General features: G+C 69.3%; 15 protein-coding genes. 7 read left to right on the top strand and 8 right to left on the bottom strand.

From position 1 onward, the window contains the following. The first annotated feature begins 52 nt into the window (after positions 1–52). A complete protein-coding gene (locus QH276_RS24760; RefSeq protein WP_432278806.1) occupies positions 53–1,414 on the top strand; it encodes an MFS transporter in 1,362 nt (453 codons plus the stop codon). Between the two features lie 218 nt (positions 1,415–1,632). After that, positions 1,633–2,835 carry an FAD-dependent oxidoreductase gene (locus tag QH276_RS24755; protein ID WP_280402247.1) on the top strand — a complete coding sequence of 401 codons (1,203 nt, stop codon included), beginning with the start codon at positions 1,633–1,635 and terminating at the stop codon, positions 2,833–2,835. 85 nt (positions 2,836–2,920) lie between these two features. On the opposite strand, the gene QH276_RS24750 is transcribed toward QH276_RS24755, so the two are convergent. Further along, positions 2,921–3,241, bottom strand: coding sequence for a DUF6191 domain-containing protein (locus QH276_RS24750; RefSeq protein WP_280402248.1), 321 nt, complete (start codon positions 3,239–3,241; stop codon positions 2,921–2,923). A 238-nt stretch (positions 3,242–3,479) separates the two neighbouring features. Here QH276_RS24750 and QH276_RS24745 point away from each other — a divergent pair, with 238 nt between their 5' ends. The 5 genes from QH276_RS24745 to QH276_RS24725 all read left to right on the top strand — a co-directional run bounded on the left by QH276_RS24745 (position 3,480) and on the right by QH276_RS24725 (position 10,291). Continuing rightward, positions 3,480–4,265: an enoyl-CoA hydratase/isomerase family protein gene (locus tag QH276_RS24745; protein WP_280402249.1), complete on the top strand. Its 786-nt coding sequence runs from the start codon at positions 3,480–3,482 to the stop codon at positions 4,263–4,265. A gap of 17 nt (positions 4,266–4,282) precedes the next feature. Then, positions 4,283–5,266 (top strand): ABC transporter substrate-binding protein, encoded by a 984-nt coding sequence (locus QH276_RS24740; protein ID WP_280402250.1) that lies wholly within the window; start codon positions 4,283–4,285, stop codon positions 5,264–5,266. An 82-nt stretch (positions 5,267–5,348) separates the two neighbouring features. Next, entirely contained in the window at positions 5,349–7,685 is a 2,337-nt protein-coding gene (locus tag QH276_RS24735; protein ID WP_280402251.1) for a CaiB/BaiF CoA-transferase family protein, read from the top strand. Positions 7,686–7,789: 104 nt separating this feature from the next. Beyond that, complete coding sequence (locus QH276_RS24730; protein ID WP_280402252.1) at positions 7,790–8,737, top strand: quinone oxidoreductase family protein; 948 nt, start codon at positions 7,790–7,792, stop codon at positions 8,735–8,737. A 9-nt stretch (positions 8,738–8,746) separates the two neighbouring features. Further along, a complete protein-coding gene (locus tag QH276_RS24725) occupies positions 8,747–10,291 on the top strand; it encodes an AMP-binding protein (RefSeq protein ID WP_280402253.1) in 1,545 nt (514 codons plus the stop codon). A 190-nt stretch (positions 10,292–10,481) separates the two neighbouring features. On the opposite strand, the gene QH276_RS24720 is transcribed toward QH276_RS24725, so the two are convergent. The 7 genes from QH276_RS24720 to QH276_RS24690 form a co-directional block, all read right to left on the bottom strand. Beyond that, on the bottom strand, positions 10,482–11,366 hold the full coding sequence (locus QH276_RS24720; RefSeq protein ID WP_280402254.1) for an IclR family transcriptional regulator: 885 nt from the start codon (positions 11,364–11,366) through the stop codon (positions 10,482–10,484). Between the two features lie 217 nt (positions 11,367–11,583). After that, the gene (locus QH276_RS24715) at positions 11,584–12,462 is read right to left on the bottom strand and encodes an alpha/beta fold hydrolase (protein ID WP_280402255.1); all 879 of its coding nucleotides are present in this window, start codon (positions 12,460–12,462) and stop codon (positions 11,584–11,586) included. Continuing rightward, on the bottom strand, positions 12,462–12,782 hold the full coding sequence (locus tag QH276_RS24710; RefSeq protein WP_280402256.1) for a DUF362 domain-containing protein: 321 nt from the start codon (positions 12,780–12,782) through the stop codon (positions 12,462–12,464). The genes QH276_RS24715 and QH276_RS24710 overlap by 1 nt, the downstream gene beginning before the upstream one ends. 2 nt (positions 12,783–12,784) lie before the next feature. Continuing rightward, positions 12,785–13,795, bottom strand: a complete 1,011-nt coding sequence (locus QH276_RS24705; RefSeq protein ID WP_280402257.1) for an NAD(P)/FAD-dependent oxidoreductase — start codon at positions 13,793–13,795, stop codon at positions 12,785–12,787. Between the two features lie 263 nt (positions 13,796–14,058). Further along, on the bottom strand, positions 14,059–14,883 hold the full coding sequence (locus tag QH276_RS24700) for an ABC transporter permease (RefSeq protein ID WP_280402258.1): 825 nt from the start codon (positions 14,881–14,883) through the stop codon (positions 14,059–14,061). Next, positions 14,880–15,746, bottom strand: a complete 867-nt coding sequence (locus tag QH276_RS24695; RefSeq protein ID WP_280402259.1) for an ABC transporter ATP-binding protein — start codon at positions 15,744–15,746, stop codon at positions 14,880–14,882. The genes QH276_RS24700 and QH276_RS24695 overlap by 4 nt, the downstream gene beginning before the upstream one ends. Further along, a complete protein-coding gene (locus QH276_RS24690) occupies positions 15,743–16,675 on the bottom strand; it encodes an ABC transporter substrate-binding protein (RefSeq protein ID WP_280402260.1) in 933 nt (310 codons plus the stop codon). The genes QH276_RS24695 and QH276_RS24690 overlap by 4 nt, the downstream gene beginning before the upstream one ends. Positions 16,676–17,140 lie beyond the last annotated feature (465 nt).

Genomic DNA, 17,140 nt, shown 5'->3' with positions numbered 1-17,140 from the left:
CCCCCCCCACCCCCCCCCCCCCGCCCCCGCGCCCGGCCGCTGGGGACCCAAACTGTGGGCCATCCTGTTCGTCGCCGGCCTGGCCATGTTCCTCGACGCCCTCGACGTCTCCATGGTCGGCGTGGCCCTCCCCTCCATCGGCCAGGAACTCGGCCTCGACACCTCCGCACTGCAGTGGATCGTGAACGGCTACATCCTCGGCTACGGCGGCCTGCTGCTCCTCGGCGGACGAGCCGCCGATCTGCTCGGCCGTCGCCAGGTGTTCCTCACCGCCCTGGTCGTCTTCGGCATCGCCTCACTCGTGGGCGGCCTGGTGGACGAGGGCTGGCTACTGATCGCCACCCGGATCGTCAAGGGTGTGGCCGCCGCGTTCACCGCACCGGCCGCCCTGTCGATCATCACCACCACGTTCAAGGAAGGCCCCGACCGCAACCGCGCGCTGTCGATCTTCGCCATCTTCGGCGCCACCGGATACGCCTCCGGACTCATCGTGTCCGGCCTGCTCACCGGCATCGACTGGCGGCTCACCTTCTACCTGCCCGTCGTCGTGGTCGCCGGAGTCGTGCTCGCCGCCTACCTCGTGGTGCCGCGCAACACCGAAAAAGAAGAGGGCCGTATCGATTTCGCCGGTGCCGCGCTGCTCACCGGCGGTACGCTCGCCGCGATCTACACCATCGTCACCGCGCCGGAAACCGGTTTCACCGCCACCGTCATCGCGACCACCGTTCTGGCGATCGGCCTGCTCGGCACATTCTTCGTGGTCGAGAACCGGGTGAGCCACCCGCTGGTGCGGCTGAGCATCTTCAAGGTGAAGTCGATCATGCGGGCGAATCTGGCCGCCCTGGCCATCTTCGGCTCCTACCTCAGTTTCCAGACCATCGTCTCGCTGTACCTGCAGAACACTCTGCACTGGGAGCCGCTGCAGATGGCGCTCGCCATGGCGCCGACCGGTATCATCGTCGCCATCCTGTCCCCGATCGCCGGTAAGTTCATCGACCGCTTCGGCACGACCCCGATGATCCTCGCCGCGCTCACCTCGTTCGTCGCCGGCTACTTCTGGTTCCTGACCCGCGCCGGCAACCCCGACCCGTCCTACGCCATCGACTACCTGCCCGCGTTCCTGCTGCTCGGCCTCGGTTTCGCCCTGGGCTTCTCGGCGGTGATGGTGCAGGCCACCGAGGGCATCGCCGACCACGAACAGGGCCTGGCCTCCGGCCTGGTGCAGACCTCGTTCCAGATCGGCGGCGCCGTGGTACTCGCCGTCGCCACCGGCCTGATCAGCGGTGCCACCGCCGACGGCATCGCCGGTTACCGGCCGGGCCTGTATCTGGTCACGGCGGTCGCGGTGGCCGGACTGATCGCCTCGGCCGCGGCACTACTGGGCCGTCGGCAAGCGGTCACTCAACTGGCATAAGGCATTTCGACGAGCGTATGGGGTCGCCGGATCGGCGGCCCCATACGCGTGCGCGGTGACGGACGATCAGAGAACACCGTCCGGCATGCGCACCGAGGGAGATACCACCGCACGTCAACCCAAGGTTGACGAACCGCCCTGCGTCAACTACTAGTTGACGCAGGGCGGTATTCGGACCGAGTACCGCCGAAGTGACATCCGATCGAGGAGTGATGACGGTGGCTGACGAGAATCCGGCACGATCCACAGGTGGCGCCGAGAAGAAACGAGTACTGGTCGTGGGCGCCGGGATCGCCGGACTGGCCGCCGCGTTACGGCTGTCCCGGGACGGTTGGGAGGTCGTCGTGGTGGAGCGCGCACCGGCCCGCCGCAGCAGCGGCTACCTGGTGAATCTGCACGGACCCGGCTACGACGCGGCCGAGCGGCTGGGTGTGGTACCCGCGCTGAAACCACGCGATATCGGCTTCTTCACCTCGATCATGGTGCACGCCGACGGCCGGGAGAAGTTCCGGCTGCCCGCCGCCGTCGCCGAGGCGGCCGTCGGAACCCGGGCGCTGAGTATTTTCCGCGGAGACCTGGAATCGGTTCTGTACGAGGCGTTGGACGGACACGCCGATATCAGGTTCGGCACCACCGTGCGGCAGGTCGCACAGCACGCGGACGGTGTCGACGCCACCCTCAGCGACGGCACCCGGATGACGGCCGAACTCCTCATCGGCGCCGACGGCGGGCACTCCGGCATCCGGGAACTGGTCTTCGGTCCCGAGGCCGATTACCTGGTCGACCTCGGTCATATGGTGGGAGCCTTCCCGCTCGACACGGTTCCCGGGCACGTCCCGGAGGGCGCCGGTACGACCTACATCGGCCCCGGCCGCACCGCCGCGGTGATGAACCTGGGGCCCCGCCGCTCGTCGGCGTTCTTCACCTACCGCTGCGCCGATTCGGCAGCCGAATCGGCAAGCGGCCCCGCCACCGCCCTCACCCGGGCGTTCGGCGATCTCGGCGGCGGTGTCGCCGACGCGCTCGGGCAACTCGAAACCGATCCCGCCGGCGCCTATTTCGACTCGGTAGCCCAAGTCGTCATGGACCGCTGGAGCACCGGCCGGATCGTCCTGCTCGGCGACGCCGCCTGGTGCGTCACCGTTTTCGCCGGCTACGGCGCGGCCCTGGCCCTCGACGGCGCCGACCGGCTGGGTGCCGCCCTCGCGGCCGGCGACGATATCCCCGCCGCGCTCACGACCTGGGAGGCGGCGATGCGACCCGAGGCCGAGAAGCGGCAAGCACTGGCCCGCAGGGGAATGGGCCGATTCGCCCCGTCGACCCGGGCACAGGTGTGGGCGGGCGAACTCATGCTCCGCGCCATCCAGCTGCCCGGTCTCCGCGGCCTGGTTCAGCGCTCGATCCAGCGAGCCAACAATTAGCGCGGCCGAATCGCCGCAGCCGGTGTCCGGGTCGCCGCGCAAGGGCACCCGAGCGTCATGGTCATGAGCCCAGTGGAACTGCCCGTCACTCCGCTGCGGAACCGCGCCCGATCAGGCGCGCCACACCGCTGTCGAGATCTACCTCGTCGCGCGGCGGGGCCCCGTCCGACGGTGTCTCGCGGTGCATCAGGCTGGTCATCCGCTGTTCGAACTCGATGTGCTTGGACCCCTGGAAGGCGGCGGTGACCTCCTCGAATCCGGCGGCGGCGAGCGGCGCACCGGAACCGGTCCGCGTCCAGGGCAACGCCCGCGAACCGGTGAGCTTGTTCCAGAACACCTCGGCACCGGCCAGCGCGATCAACACCAGCGCCAGCCCGGGGATGGTCATCGCCACCAGCATTCCCATACAGAAATAATAGGCCGCGCAGCTCTCGGCGAGTCGTGCTGCGATCCCCGCCCCGTCGCGCGACCGGAGAACCCTCCATCGCCGAGCTGATCGCCAGACCGGGCACACGCGAGCCCCCGCCACGTCACATACCGAACCGCCCCGGGTTCGTTCACCGGACCGGGGGACGGTGCCGAGCCGAACCGGATCGCCGATACTCGGAACCTCCAACAGTTCGACGAACCACATCGGAGCCGGTATGACCGCTGTCAGCGCCCCACAACACGTCCGTGTGTCTGTCGGTGACGCCGTGGCCACCGTGACCATCGACCGCCCGCCGGCCAATGCCTTCGACCCCGCACTGATCGCCGAGATGCTCGCCGCGGTGGAACCGCTCGCGGCCGACCCCGCGGTCCGGTGCCTCGTCCTGCGTGGTACCGGGCGGTTCTTCGTGGCGGGCGCCGATATCCGGGTGATGCGGGAACTCACCGAGGAGACGCAGCGCGCGATGCGGCCGTGGGTGCAAGTCCAGCGGGTGCTGGAACAGGCACCGAAACCGGTGATCGCGGCGATCAACGGGCACGCGCTCGGTGGTGGGGCGGAACTGACGCTGGCCTGCGATATGCGGGTGATGGCGGAATCGGCGACCATCGGGTTCCCCGAAATCGAACTCGGCCTGTTCCCGGGTGCGGGCGGAAGTCAGCGGCTGCCCCGGCTGCTCGGCGCGCACCGCGCGAAGCTGCTGATGATCCAGGGCGCGCGGCTGACCGCCGCGGAGGCCCTGCGGATCGGACTGGTGGACGAGGTGGTGCCGGACGCGGAATTCCCCGCCCGCCTCGACGAACTCGCCGCCGCCCTCGCCGCCAAACCCACCCGCACCGTCGGCCTGCTCAAAGACATCGTCGAACGCGGGCTCGACCTGCCGCTGGACGAGGCGCTGGACCTGGAGTTCGCCGCCGTGCTCGAGCTCATCCGCACCGCGGATGCCGCCGAGGGCCTGCAGGCATTCCTCGACAAACGCACCCCGTCGTTCGGCGGCCGGTGATCGGTGGAGAAGGAGTCATGATGAAGTACCGACCCAGGCTGCGCGGGGTTGCCGCCGTCGCCGCACTCGTCGCGCTGGCGCTCGCGGCGGCCGCCTGCACCAGGCCGGCCACCCAGCAGGAGACCGGCTCCGGGCCGATCCGGATCTCGGTGGGCGTGGACCCTTCGTACGCGCCGTTCTTCGTCGCCGAGCAGGAGGGCATGTTCGAGAAAGCCGGCCTCGACGTCCGGATAATCCAGACCGAGGGCGGCGCGGCCAGCGCCCAGAACGTGGTCGCCGGAACCTCCGAATTGTCCGGTAACGCGGACTCCACCGCACTCACCGTCATGGCCGCGAATCCGAGCTTGCGGGCCCTCGGTGTGTACGAGGAATCGGACCGATACTTCCAGGTGGTCGTGCGCGAGGGCATCCGGCCGGAACAGATCCGGAAGGTCGGCGTGTTCCCGGGTATCGGCCTGTATTTCACCGACTTGTATCTGCGCAGTATCGGGCTCGACCCGGCCACGATCGAACAGGTCACCACCGGCCCGCCCGATCAACCGGCGCTGCTCGGCCGCGGCGATATCGATGCGTTCGTCTCGTTCGACCCGTGGGTGAGCCAGGCCGTCGCCGGCGGTGCCCGGGTGGTCGCCACCAGCGGTGACTTCGGTGCCCGCTACACCCAGTGGCTGGTGGCGACCGAGGCCTGGCTGTCGGCGAACGAGGAGGTCGCCGCCCAGGTATTCGAGGTGGTGTCCGAGGCCGCCGCGATCGTCGACGCCGACCCGGATCGCGCCGCCCGTGCGGTGGCGGCCTCGATCGAGCAGGATCCGGCCGAAGCCCGGCGCACCGTGGAGCAGATCGATTTCGGGGTGCGCGATTTCACCGACGAGGACATCGCCCGGGCCAACGATCTGGTCACCTTCTTCCGTGACCAGGGCAAGATCAGCGGTTCGGTGGATACCGCGCAGGTCCTGCGCCGGGGCTGGGTCGACCAGCATCTGCGCGGCGCACCCGCCTGAGCGCCGCCTTCCACACAGTGCGACCCGGCCCGGGCAGAGTTCGCCCCGGGGGGGCACGAGACCGACACAGAACGGAGCAACCATGACCGAACCGGCTGTCCGGGTGGTCGAACTGCCCACCCCGCTCACCCGCTTCGCCGGGCGGGTACTGGTCGGGCTCGGCTACGAGGTCGTACTGGTGGAGCCGGTCGGCGGTGATCCGAGCCGGGCGGAATCGGCCGGCGACGGCTTCGCCCACTGGCATGCGGGCAAGAAATCGGTGGCGCTGGACCTCGGCAGCGAGACCGGTCGCGCAGCACTCGAACGGCTGCTGGCCACCGCCGACGTTTTCCTCGACGGCAGCGCGCCCGGCTCCGAACCCGTCACGCCGCGGGCGGACGCACTGGTCCACGTACGGGTTACCCCGTTCGGGCTGGACGGCCCGCGGTCGGGGTGGGCGGCCACCGATCTCACCCTCGCCGCGCAAGGCGGCATGCTCGCTCAGGTCGGCGATCCCGGCGGTCCCCCGCTCGCGCTCCCGGAGAACCAGGCCGAACAACTCACCGGCATCAATGCCGCGGTCGGCGCGCTGCTCGGGCTGCGGGCCCGGCGGCACGGCGCGGTGCCCGTCGTCGATATCTCCGCCCAGGAATGCGTCGCCGCGAGCCTGGAGGCCGGGACACTCGCCTACCTGCACGAAGACCGGGTACCGCCGCGCCCGGGCCGGGTGCACCCGCTGGTTCCGCACGGGTTGTTCCAGGCCGCCGACGGATATGTGGGCGGCGGGCTGGGTGGCAGCCCGCGGATGTGGGACGCGTTGCTGGCCTGGCTGGTGGAGGAGAACGCGGCCGACGATCTCACCGACCCGCGCTGGGCCGACCCGGTGGAACGCAAACGCCACCAGGACCATATCTTCGACGTGGTCGGGCGGTTCATCGCGAAATGGCCCAAACAGGAGTTTGCCGCCGCCGCGCAGGAACGCAAACTCCCGTGGTCGGCGGTGGACCGGCCCGATGAGCTCCTGGTGAACCCGCAGCTCAACGACCGGGATTTCTTCCTCGATATCGTCCGCGACAGCGGGGTGTCGCGCGATCTGGGTTTCGGCTTCGCCTTTCCCGAAGGCACCCGGATTCGCGAACTGCACGTACCCCGGCCCGGCGAACACCAGCACCTCGTCCCGGCCGCGGAATCGCCGGCCCCGGCCCCGGCGCCCACTACCGGCCGGCTACCGCTGGACGGTGTGCGTGTCCTCGACCTCACCTGGGTGCTCGCCGGACCGTACTGCACGCGCATCCTGGCCGACCACGGCGCCGACGTGGTGAAGGTGGAATCCCGCGGCCGCCCGGACCCCACCCGGTTCGCGCCGTTCATGCATCTGTCCCGCGGCCCGCACGACGATCCCGACACCAGCGGCTACTTCAACGATGTCAACCGCAACAAACGCAGCATCACCCTCGACACCCGCTCCCCCGAGGGACTGGAAGTACTCGCCGATCTGCTCGCGCACAGCGATGTGGTGGTCGAGAACTTCAGTTCCACGGTGATGACCAATATGGGTTTCGGCTACGAACAGCTCCGCGAACTGCGGCCCGATATCGTCTACGTCTCGATGTCCGGTATGGGTCATACCGGGCCGCGCAGCGGATGGGTCTCGTACGCCGATATCGTTTCGGCCGCAACGGGTTTGACCGCACTCACCGGCTGGAGCGCCGACGAGGTGGTCGGAGTCATCTACGGTCACGGCGATATCGTCGCGGGTCTGCAGGCGGCGACGGCGGTGCTGGCCGCACTCGAGTATCGCGACCGCACCGGACGCGGACAGCACATCGACCTGTCCCAGCTCGAGGCGATGGCCTCGCATATGGGTGCCGCCGTCCTGCGCGCGACCGGGTCGGGACAGCCCGGTACACCGATCGGCAACGCCCACCCGGTGATGGCACCGCACGGTGTGTACCGGTGTCTGGGACCGGACCGGTGGTGCGCGATCGCGGTACGCGACGACGCCGACTGGCGGCGGCTGTGTGCCGTGATCGAACGACCGGACTGGGCCGACGACGAACGGTTCGGTCACGCGGCCGGCCGGCGTTCGGCCGCCGCAGAGATCGACGCGGCGATCACCCGATGGACCATGTCCCTGCCCGCCGAACTCGTCGCCGAACGACTGCAGCGCGCCGGAGTTCCGGCGGGTGCGGTGCACACCGGGCGCGACCTGGTCGAAGCCGATCCCCAGCTGCGAGCCCGCGAGTTCTATGTCCGGGGCGTGCATCCGAAGGCCGGCGCCTTCCTGCACGAAGGCTCCCCGATCCGGGTCGGCGCCGCGGCCGCGCTGCGCCGGACCGCTCCGCTGCTCGGCGCCGATACCGAGGACGTACTCGGCGAGATCGCCGGCTACCCGCCCGAAACCATCGCCCGGCTGCGCGCCGCGGACATCCTGAGTTGACGCCCCCACCACACGATCCCGGGGGCAAGTAGCCATCAGCTACACCCCACCGCCCTGGCATCCAGAGCACCGACCCCAGACACCTACAAACGCAGGGAGTAATCATGCGTGCCGCCCGGCTCCACGAATTCGGCCGAGCCCCAATCATCGACGATATCGACGTCCCCGTCCGCGCCCCCGGGCAGACGCTGGTGCGGGTCGATGCCGCGGCCCTCGGGCATCTCGATATGACGGTCGCGAGCGGTACGTTCGACGTCCGCCCCGAACTGCCGCATATCGGCGGCACCGACGGCGCGGGCACGGTGGTCGAATCGGATACCTTCGCACCGGGCACCAAGGTCCTCATCCGCGGCGGCGGTGTCGGACTGTTCAAGGACGGCTGCTGGGCCGAGTATCTGGCCGCCGCGGACAAGGTGTTCACCCCCTTCGATACCGCGCTGGATCCCACGGTCGCGGCGACGTTCTTCCTGCCGAGCACCACCGGGTACGTCGCGGTACACGATGTGGCCCGAGTCGCCGCGGGCGAACGGGTGATCGTTTCCGGGGCCTCCGGTGCGGTCGGTTCGATGGCCGCGCAATTCGCGCTGGCGGCGGGCGCGGGCGAAGTGATCGGCGTGGTACCGCGCGAGGATCAGGCCGCGTTGCTGCCGTCCGGAGTACGCCCGGTGGTGGGGCGCGGCGACCAGGTGGCCGCCGCGCTGGGCGGCGACCCCGTCGCGGAGGTACTGATCGATACGCTCGGCGGTGACCTGCTGCCGGTACTGCTGCGCCGCATCGCCCCCGGCGGGCGGGCCGCCCTCATCGGCTACACCCTGGGCACCGACCTGCACCTCGATCTGCCGAACTGGCTGCTCGCCGATGTGGCGCTGCTGCCGGTCAATATGATCCGGAAAACGGCCCGGCAAGCCGAGCTGGCGCCGCAGCTGATCGCCATGCTGGTGGCCGGTGAGGTACAGCTGGCGGTCCAGGCGTTCCCGCTCGACGAGATCGCGACCGCCCTGCAGGCCATGCGCGACGGGAAGGTGACGGGTCGTGCGGTGGTTACCCCCTGAGTGCCTGCCGTGACAGCTCTCCCCCTCGGCGCCGCGCTGCCGACGGAACTGACGATTCCCGCATTGCTGCGCAGCCGGGCCGACAGCCGCGGCGATCACCTCGCGCTGCGGGCCGGCCCGGTTCGGCTGACCTACCGGCAACTCGCGGACCGAGCCGCGGCCATGGCGGGTTCGCTGGCGCGGCACGGTGTCCGGCCCGGTGACCCGGTGGCCGCGCTGTCGGGTAACCGCATCGAACTGCTCGATCTCGTCCTCGGTTGCGCCTGGCTGGGGGCCGTCGCGGTGCCGCTGAACACCGCATTACGCGGGGATTCGCTGACACATGTCCTGACGGCTTCCGGTGCCCGCCATCTGCTGCTGGAGCAGCAATTCACCGGACTGGTCGCCGAAACCGGTTTCGCCGGCACGAGCTGGGTGCTGGGCACCGATTCGGCGCCCTGCCCGCACGGACCGGCCGCTCCCGTCGGCCCGGTTTCCGCGCTGGCACCCGCCACCGTGCTGTTCACTTCCGGCACCACCGGCCTTCCCAAAGGGGTGCGCTGTCCGCATGCGCAATCGCTCTGGTGGGGGCACGGTGTCGGCGCCTCGCTCGACCTCGGGCCCGACGACATCCTCTACAACGGCCTGCCGCTGTTCCATACCAACGCGCTCAACACGGTGTTCCAGGCGTTCGTCGCGGGCGCGACTTTCGTGCTGGGGCAACACTTTTCGGTCCGCGACCAGTGGCGGCGGGTGGCCGAGGCCGAGGCCACGGTGATCTATCTGCTGGGCGCGATGGTCGCCATGCTCGCCGGGCAACCCCCGGGCGTCCACGATCGCGCGCACCGCGCCACCCGGGCACTCGCGCCCGCGACGCCCGCGCACCTGTGTGCGCCGTTCCGGGAACGCTTCGGGATCGAGCTGATCGACGGATACGGCAGTACCGAAACCAATCTCGTCCTCGGCAGCCGCCCCGGCGAGCGCCGCGCCGGGTACCTCGGCACCGTCATGCCGGGTTACGACGCCATCGTTGCCGACGAGTCCGGCACGCCGGTCGCCGACGGTATCGCGGGCGAACTGGTGGTGCGCACCGACCTCCCCGGCGCCTTCGCGCTCGGCTACCTCGGGGAGCCGGTTCCCCCGACGGGGTCGTGGCGGCGCACGGGCGACCGGGTGGTCCGCGAACCCGACGGCTGGTTCCGGTTCGTGGATCGCCGCAAGGATGTCATCCGCCGGCGCGGCGAGAACATTTCTTCGCTGCAAGTCGAACAGGTGCTGGCCCGGCATCCGGCGGTCGCCCAGGTGGCCGTGTTCCCCGTGCCCTCCGAGCTGGCCGAAGACGAGGTCATGGCGACGGTGGTCCCGCGTTCCGGTGCCCCGGTCGACCCGGCCGAACTGCGCCGCTTCGCCTCGGTACACCTCGCGAACTTCGCCCTACCCCGCTACATCGACGTAGTCACGACCTTGCCATTGACCGAAACCGGCAAAGTACGCAAAGCCGAGCTGCGCGACCGGGGCGTTACCGCCCGCACCTGGTCGGCCGACGGCGATCGGTCCGGGCGCGACGCACACTGAACCGCGCCGGCCTCGCCCGTGCCCGGCGTCGGCCGAATCATCACCACTACAGTCCATCAGGGTCGGCGAGTGCCCATCTACCCGGCACAATCATCGACCCGGGCCGAACGGGCGCCGATCCACCGACCACCACCGCGAACCAGCGTGCGCCGATCCACCGGCGGCACAGACCGCCGAGGCCCCCTGAGATCTACCGGCCGCAACCGTTGAGCGAGCACAGGGCCGGAGTACATAGGGCGGCACTGTCCGGCGAACTGTGGTGACAGCGCATCGCCTGCAGCGCCCGGCTGATCCCGACCCCCGCGGTGCGCAACGCCCCGGTCACCCGGCTGACATTGAGTCGCGCGGTGGGCCCGGTGACCGACAGCGCACCGGCGATGGTCTGCGGGCCGCTGAACACCGGCACCGCGACGCTCATATAGCCGAGCCGGGTCTCCTCGACCTCCACCGCGATCTGTTCCTTGCGCATCCGGTCGAGCTGCTGGCGCAGCACCGAGACCGACATGGTGGTGCGCGAGGTGAGTGCGGTGAACCCTTGTTCGACCACTTCGGCGAATACCGATTGCGGCGAGAACGCCAGGATCATCTTGCCGGTGGCCGTGCAGTACAGCGGTAACCGGCCGGCGACCCGGGACTGCTGTTTGAGACCGCGATGGCCGACGATCTTCTCGATATAGAGCACGTCGATCCCGTCGCGCACCGCGAAATGCACGGTTTCCTGGGTGGCGATCAGCAGGTCTTCCATATAGGGCAGGGCGGCGTCGCGCAGGATCCGCTGCCGGGGCACCAGCTGACCCAGTTCGAACAGGCGCAATCCGAGCCGGTATTTGGTACCCGACCGTTCCAGTAATCCCCATTCGACCAGTTCACCGGCCAGCCGGTGCACCGAGGCCTTCGCGACGCCACTACGCTTCGCCAGCTCGGTGAGGGCGAGGTCGCGGTGTTCGTTGTCGAAGGCGTCCAGGATCATCCGGGCCTTGCTCAGCACCGACGACATCTCGGTGCCCGGGCCCGGCACCGGTTCGAGGGGCATATCCGGACCGAGCTCCGCCGGCCGATGTGCGGCTGCCGTCATGGTGACCTCCTGACGCCTTGCGGGGCCTTACCTACCAGGCCCGACCGGCGAATCCGCCGGAAATGGTGACGCTAGCGGCCGCACCTTCGATCCGCAGCATAATCGGGTCCGCTGAGCGGACCCGGTTCACCGCGTTCGCCTCCACCGTGCTGCCCCTTCGGCTGGTGATTCCCCGAGCAGACGGGCTCTCGCCTCCACCGAGCGGCCCGTGTTCGTGTCAGCCAGGCGAACTCTGGGCGCCGCCCCCACCGGCCGAACCCTTGTCGCCGCCTCCGTCGCGCGGATCCGGCTCGGGGCGAGAGGTCCGCAGGAAGCGGCGCACCGCGTCGGCGATGCCCGGCGCCTCCCGTTCGATCAGCGCGACCGTGCCGACGGCGAAGATCACCTCCTCCACCACCGGTGCGCCGGTCAGCCGGGCGCGCAGCGTCGGCAGGTTACCGATGGAGAACGGGTCCGCCGCCGCGCCCAGCAGCAACACCGGCGCCCGGACCGCGCCGATCCGGTCCTCCATGCGATAGCGGGCACATGCTCGGTGCCCTTCGGCCGGGTCCATGCCGAAGGTGAGCGCGTCGTGCACGAACCGGTCCAGAAGATCGGTGCCGGGCTGCGGGTAGTACGGCCGGCGCAGATCCCAGAGGGTCCGCAGATGTCGTCCGTCCGGCGAACGCTCGGCGCGATCGACCGCTCCGCCGCCGGCATGCCCGGCGCGATAGGCCGAGTCGGTCCACGGGCAGGACGAAAGGATCAGCGCGTCGACGCGGCTCGGGTCGGCGGCGGCCATCTCCAGTGCCACCGCGGCGCCGGTGTGATGCCCGAGCACCGCCGCGCGGGCGATACCGAGCGCGTCCAGCAGTGCCCACGCGCCGGCGGCGAACGCCTCGATGGTCTGCGGCGCCGGCAGCGCGGCGCTGGCCCCGAACCCGACCATATCCATGGCGATCACCCGGTGGCCGGGTGCGAGCAGCGGGATCAGCTCCCGGAACTCGTCCCACGAACGCGGCGTCTGGTGCAGCAGCAACAGCACCGGCCCGGAGCCTTCTTCCGCGTAGTGCAGTTGGCCGAACGAGGTGTCGGCGTAGCCGAACCGCACGCCCATCAGTACGCCGCGACCATCGGGGTGTCCACGCCGATCACATCGATTTTCGCGGCGCCACCCGGATTGCCCACCGGCTCGTCGCGCCCCGGCAGGATCTCGGTGAAGAACCGCACGGCGTCCTGTTTGAATTCGGGATCGGCCTTACGGTCCACCGTGATCGCCTCGACCGGGCAGGCCAGTTCACAGGCGCCGCAGTCGATGCATTCGGCCGGATTGATGTAGAGCTTGCGGTCGCCCTCGTAGATGCAGTCGACGGGGCATTCCTCCATGCAGGAACGGTCCGTGGTGTCGATGCACGCCTCGCCGATGACGAATGGCATGGTCAGTTCTCCTGTTCGGTGGAATGGCCGGGGAAGATATCGGCCTCGGGATCCAGTTCCGCGGCGGCGTTGTTCACCGCGGTGGCCGCCTCGCCGAAACCGACGGCGATCAGCCGGACCTTGCCCGGGTAGTCGGTGATATCACCGGCCGCGTAGACGCGCGGGACACCGGTCCGCATCCGGGTGTCGACGACGATATGGCGGTTCTCGATCCGCAATCCCCAAGTGGTCAGCGGTCCGAGGTCGGCCGTGAAGCCGAGCGCGGCGATCACCGATTGCGCCGGTAGCGTCGTCACGGATTTGTCGATTTTGTTGTGCACATCCACTTCGGCGATCCAGCCGTTCCCGCGCACCGCGGCGATATCGGAGTTCACCAGCATCCGCACACCGCTGTCGCGCACCTTGGCCACTGTGGACCCGTGGGCGCGGAACTTGTCCCGCCGGTGTACCAGGGTCACCGACGCCGCGACCGGCTCGAGGTGCACCGCCCAGTCGAAGGCGCTGTCGCCGCCGCCGACGATCACGACATCGCGGCCGGTGTGCGCGGACAGGTCGGGCACGAAGTAGCTGAGCCCGCGATCGAGGAAATCCAGCCCCTGGGCCAGCGGGCGCGGGGTGAACGTACCGATACCCCCGGTGATCACGACCGCGCCGGCGGTGATGGCACGCCCGGAACCGGTGCCGACGACCGCCCGCCCGTCCGCGGTGTAGGCCAGGGTCTGCGCTTGTTCACCGAGGAGATAGACGGGATCGTAGGGCGCCGCCTGCTCCAGCAACCGGCCGATCAGCTCCCGGCCCTTGACGGCCGGAAACCCCGCGATATCGAGGATCGCCTTCTCCGGGTACATCGCGCTCACCTGACCACCCGGTTCGGAGAGCGCATCGATCACCGCGACCCGCAGTCCCCGGAACCCCGCGTAGTACGCGGCGAACAGTCCCGCCGGTCCGGCGCCGACCACGAGGATATCCACCTCCGGTCCGGCACCGGCCGGCGTATCGAGCGTTTCGTTCATACCGTGCACGCTAAGAGCGTTGCGGCGCAGGAGAAATGAAACGGGTCCGGTGAGCAGACCCCGGTCCGGGCAGCATGCCATCGGCGCACAGACGACGAACGGCAGGCCCCGGCACGAATGCCGGGACCTGCCGTCGACCGGTATCGGTCAGCTCACTGCGATGCCCGCGGCGTACTCCGCCCGGCCCGGTCGATGCGGCCGGGGCGGGGGATGGACTACGCCGCCCTCATTTCGGGCACGGTGCGCCGCCCGTGACCGCGCTCTTATTTGACGCCGTAGCGAGCGAGGAACTTGGTCGACAGGATGCGCAGGACGCGGTCGAAGACGAAGCCCATGATGCCGAGCACGATGATGCCGACGAAGGTCCAGTCGATCCGGCCGTAGTTGCGGGCCTGCCAGATCATCGAGCCGAGGCCGTGCTCGGAGGCGACGATTTCGGCGGACACGATGGTGAGGAAGCTGTTGCCCATGGCCAGCCGGGCGCCGGTGACGATTCCCGGGACCGCGGACGGCAGCACCACCGTCTGCATGATCTGCAGCCGGCCGGCGCCCAGGTTGGTGGCCGCCTGTAGTTTGTTCTCGCTGATGGAGACGGTGGCGGCGATGGTGCTCACGGTGACGATGAAGACCGAGGTGTAGAAGATCAGCACCACCTTGGAGGTTTCGCCGATACCGAACCAGACCACCGCCAGCGTGACGAACGCGATGGGCGGGATGAACCGGAAGAACTCGATATAGGGATCGAGCAGCTGCCGGACCAGGTTGAACCGCCCCATCAGGATGCCGATGGGTGCGCCGACGATCACGCCGAGGCTCCAGCCGAGCAGGATGCGCTGCCCCGACGCGACCACCGAGGTCCACAGGACACCGCTCTCGGAGAGCTCGCCCGCCGCCCGCCACACTTCGGCGGGCGAGGCGATCGTCGTGGGGCCGTACCACCAGGCCAGGAACGACCAGACGGCCAGCCCGATCAGCGCCGAGGCGATCCACAGGGCCCCGGTGCGCAGCACCTGGTTCCCGATGCGCATCCCGGCGCCACGCGCCGAGACCGTACCCCGCGGGGCCCGGATTTCCGCGATGGCGGTCATACCTTTTCCTCCTCGCCCCGGACACCCGCGAGGTCCGGTTCGCCTTCGAAGCCCTGATTGCGCAGCGCCGCGACCACTTCGGCCCGGATATCGTCACGCAACTGTTCGTACAGTTCGATCACCTGCGGGTTCGCCCGGTCGCGCGGCCGCGGGGCGGATACGTCGTAGACGCTTTTGATCCGGGCCTTCGGGCCGGCGGTCATCACCACGACCCGATCGGCGAGGGTGAGCGCCTCGTCGATATCGTGGGTGACGAAGACGACCGTGCAGCCGGTGTGCCGCCAGATCTTGTCCAGTTCGGTCTGCAGGACCTGCCGGGTCTGGGCGTCCAGCGCACCGAACGGTTCGTCCATCAGCACCAGCGAGGGCTGGTTGGCGAGTACGCGGGCGATCTGCACCCGTTGCCGCATCCCGCCGGACAGCTGAGCCGGGAACTTCCCGCCCGAATGCGGCAGGCCGACCATAGCCAGGTATTCGGCCGCGATCCGGGCCTGCTCGGCTTTTTTCGCACCGCGCATCCGGGGCCCGTAGGCGACATTCTGCGCGACGGTCATCCAGTCGAACAGCGCCTCCGAACTCTGGAAAACCATGCCGGCGTGCCGGTTGCCGCCGTCGACGGCCTCGTCGTCGCAGACGATGCCGCCCGCCGTGGGCCGGACGAACCCGGCCATGGCGGAGAGCAGGGTCGATTTACCGCACCCGCTGGGCCCGAGCAGGCAGACGAATTCACCCGGCCGCACCGCGAGGTCGATGCCCGCGACGATCTCGGCGGTCCCGAAATTGATGTTCAGGTCCTGAATCCGCACCGAAACACCTTTGTCGGTGGCACCCACGCTCGCGATATCGGAAGTGGTCACGGTCATTTCTTCGCCTCCTCGTACCAATCGAGCAGCATGGCCGACCGCAGGTCGGGCTGCTCGGACAGGACGCCGATCTCCTGATAGAAATCGACGATCTGCTGTGCCGAATCCACATCCCGGTCGCCGAGATTCGTGACACCGAAGTCGATTTCCCGGATCGCGACGAGAGTTTGCTCATCGGCCACATTGACCGCGTTCCGGGTGGCCGCCGCGGCCCGGGCCGGATCCTGTTCCACCCGCTCGCTCGCGGCCGCCAGCACCTGCGCGAACCGCTGGGCCTCCGCCGGATTGTGTTCGAGCCAGGATGCGGTCGATATCGCCCAATGGTGGTAGATCCAGTCGAAATCGCCGGTCACCGCGACCACCCGGCCGGTCTTCTGGGTGACCGCGGCCGCGGGCCACGGCTCCCACAGCACGTAGCCGTCGATATCACCGCGGGCGAGCAGCGCCGGCATATCGCTCGGTGTCGCCGAAATCATCTGCACGGAATCGGCAGGGATACCGTTGGCCCGCAGATATTTATCGGTCGAGACCTGGCCGAGGCCGGGGACGAATCCGATCGTGTCGATATCGGCGGCGGACTGTATGCCGTTGCGCAGCACGACCTTGATGTAATCGCCGGACGATTCGTAGGCGAACAGCGCCCGCATATCCGGGTTCTGCCGCAGTTGCGAAATCGTCGTGGTGTCCGAACTACCGGCGAGCTGGACCTGGCCGCTGGCGAGCGCGTCGACCGCTTCCCCGCCGCTGCCGAATTGCACGAGTTCCACATCCAGGCCCGCGTCGCGGAACATACCCTCCTGATCGGCGAGAAAGAACGCCGCGAACGACGAATCGATCCCCACCGCGACCCGGATCGGCCCGCCGGCGCTCGCCTCCGCTTCGCGGGTCGCGGGCCGGGTGCACGCCCCCAGCGTGACTGCCAGCGCCATCGCGAGTATCGCGAACGACGCTCTCCTGTATCTAGATCGCCACGCCATCTTCTGCACCCTCACTCTGTGATCTGCACCGCAATCGCCGCGCCTTGGACAGGGAACCTATCCGCTGTCCGCACGCTCGCGAACGAACGCGGTCCGGGGAGCGGACCCGCATATCGGCAGCGACGGCGAGCGACCCCGATGACATCGGGCGGCCGGATACCGACCGAGTCATAGGATGAATAATGGTCTATTGGACGCTGATGACCAGTACATTTCCCATTTATTTCCGTGCGGTTGCCCATATACGCCGGCGGACCCGCCCGACTGCGTCCGCGGGCGCACGACTCCGCACGCACCCGCACCGGGCGACCCGCGAAAGCACCGGGGGGGGGGGGGGGGGGGGGGGGGGGGGGGGGGGGGGGGGGGGGGGGGGGGGGGGGGGGGGGGGGGGGGGGGGGTGGGGGTGGTGGGGGGGGG

Source organism: Nocardia carnea, from assembly GCF_029869215.1.
Classification (GTDB): domain Bacteria; phylum Actinomycetota; class Actinomycetes; order Mycobacteriales; family Mycobacteriaceae; genus Nocardia; species Nocardia carnea_B.
This window is presented reverse-complemented; position numbering and strand designations above follow the sequence as displayed.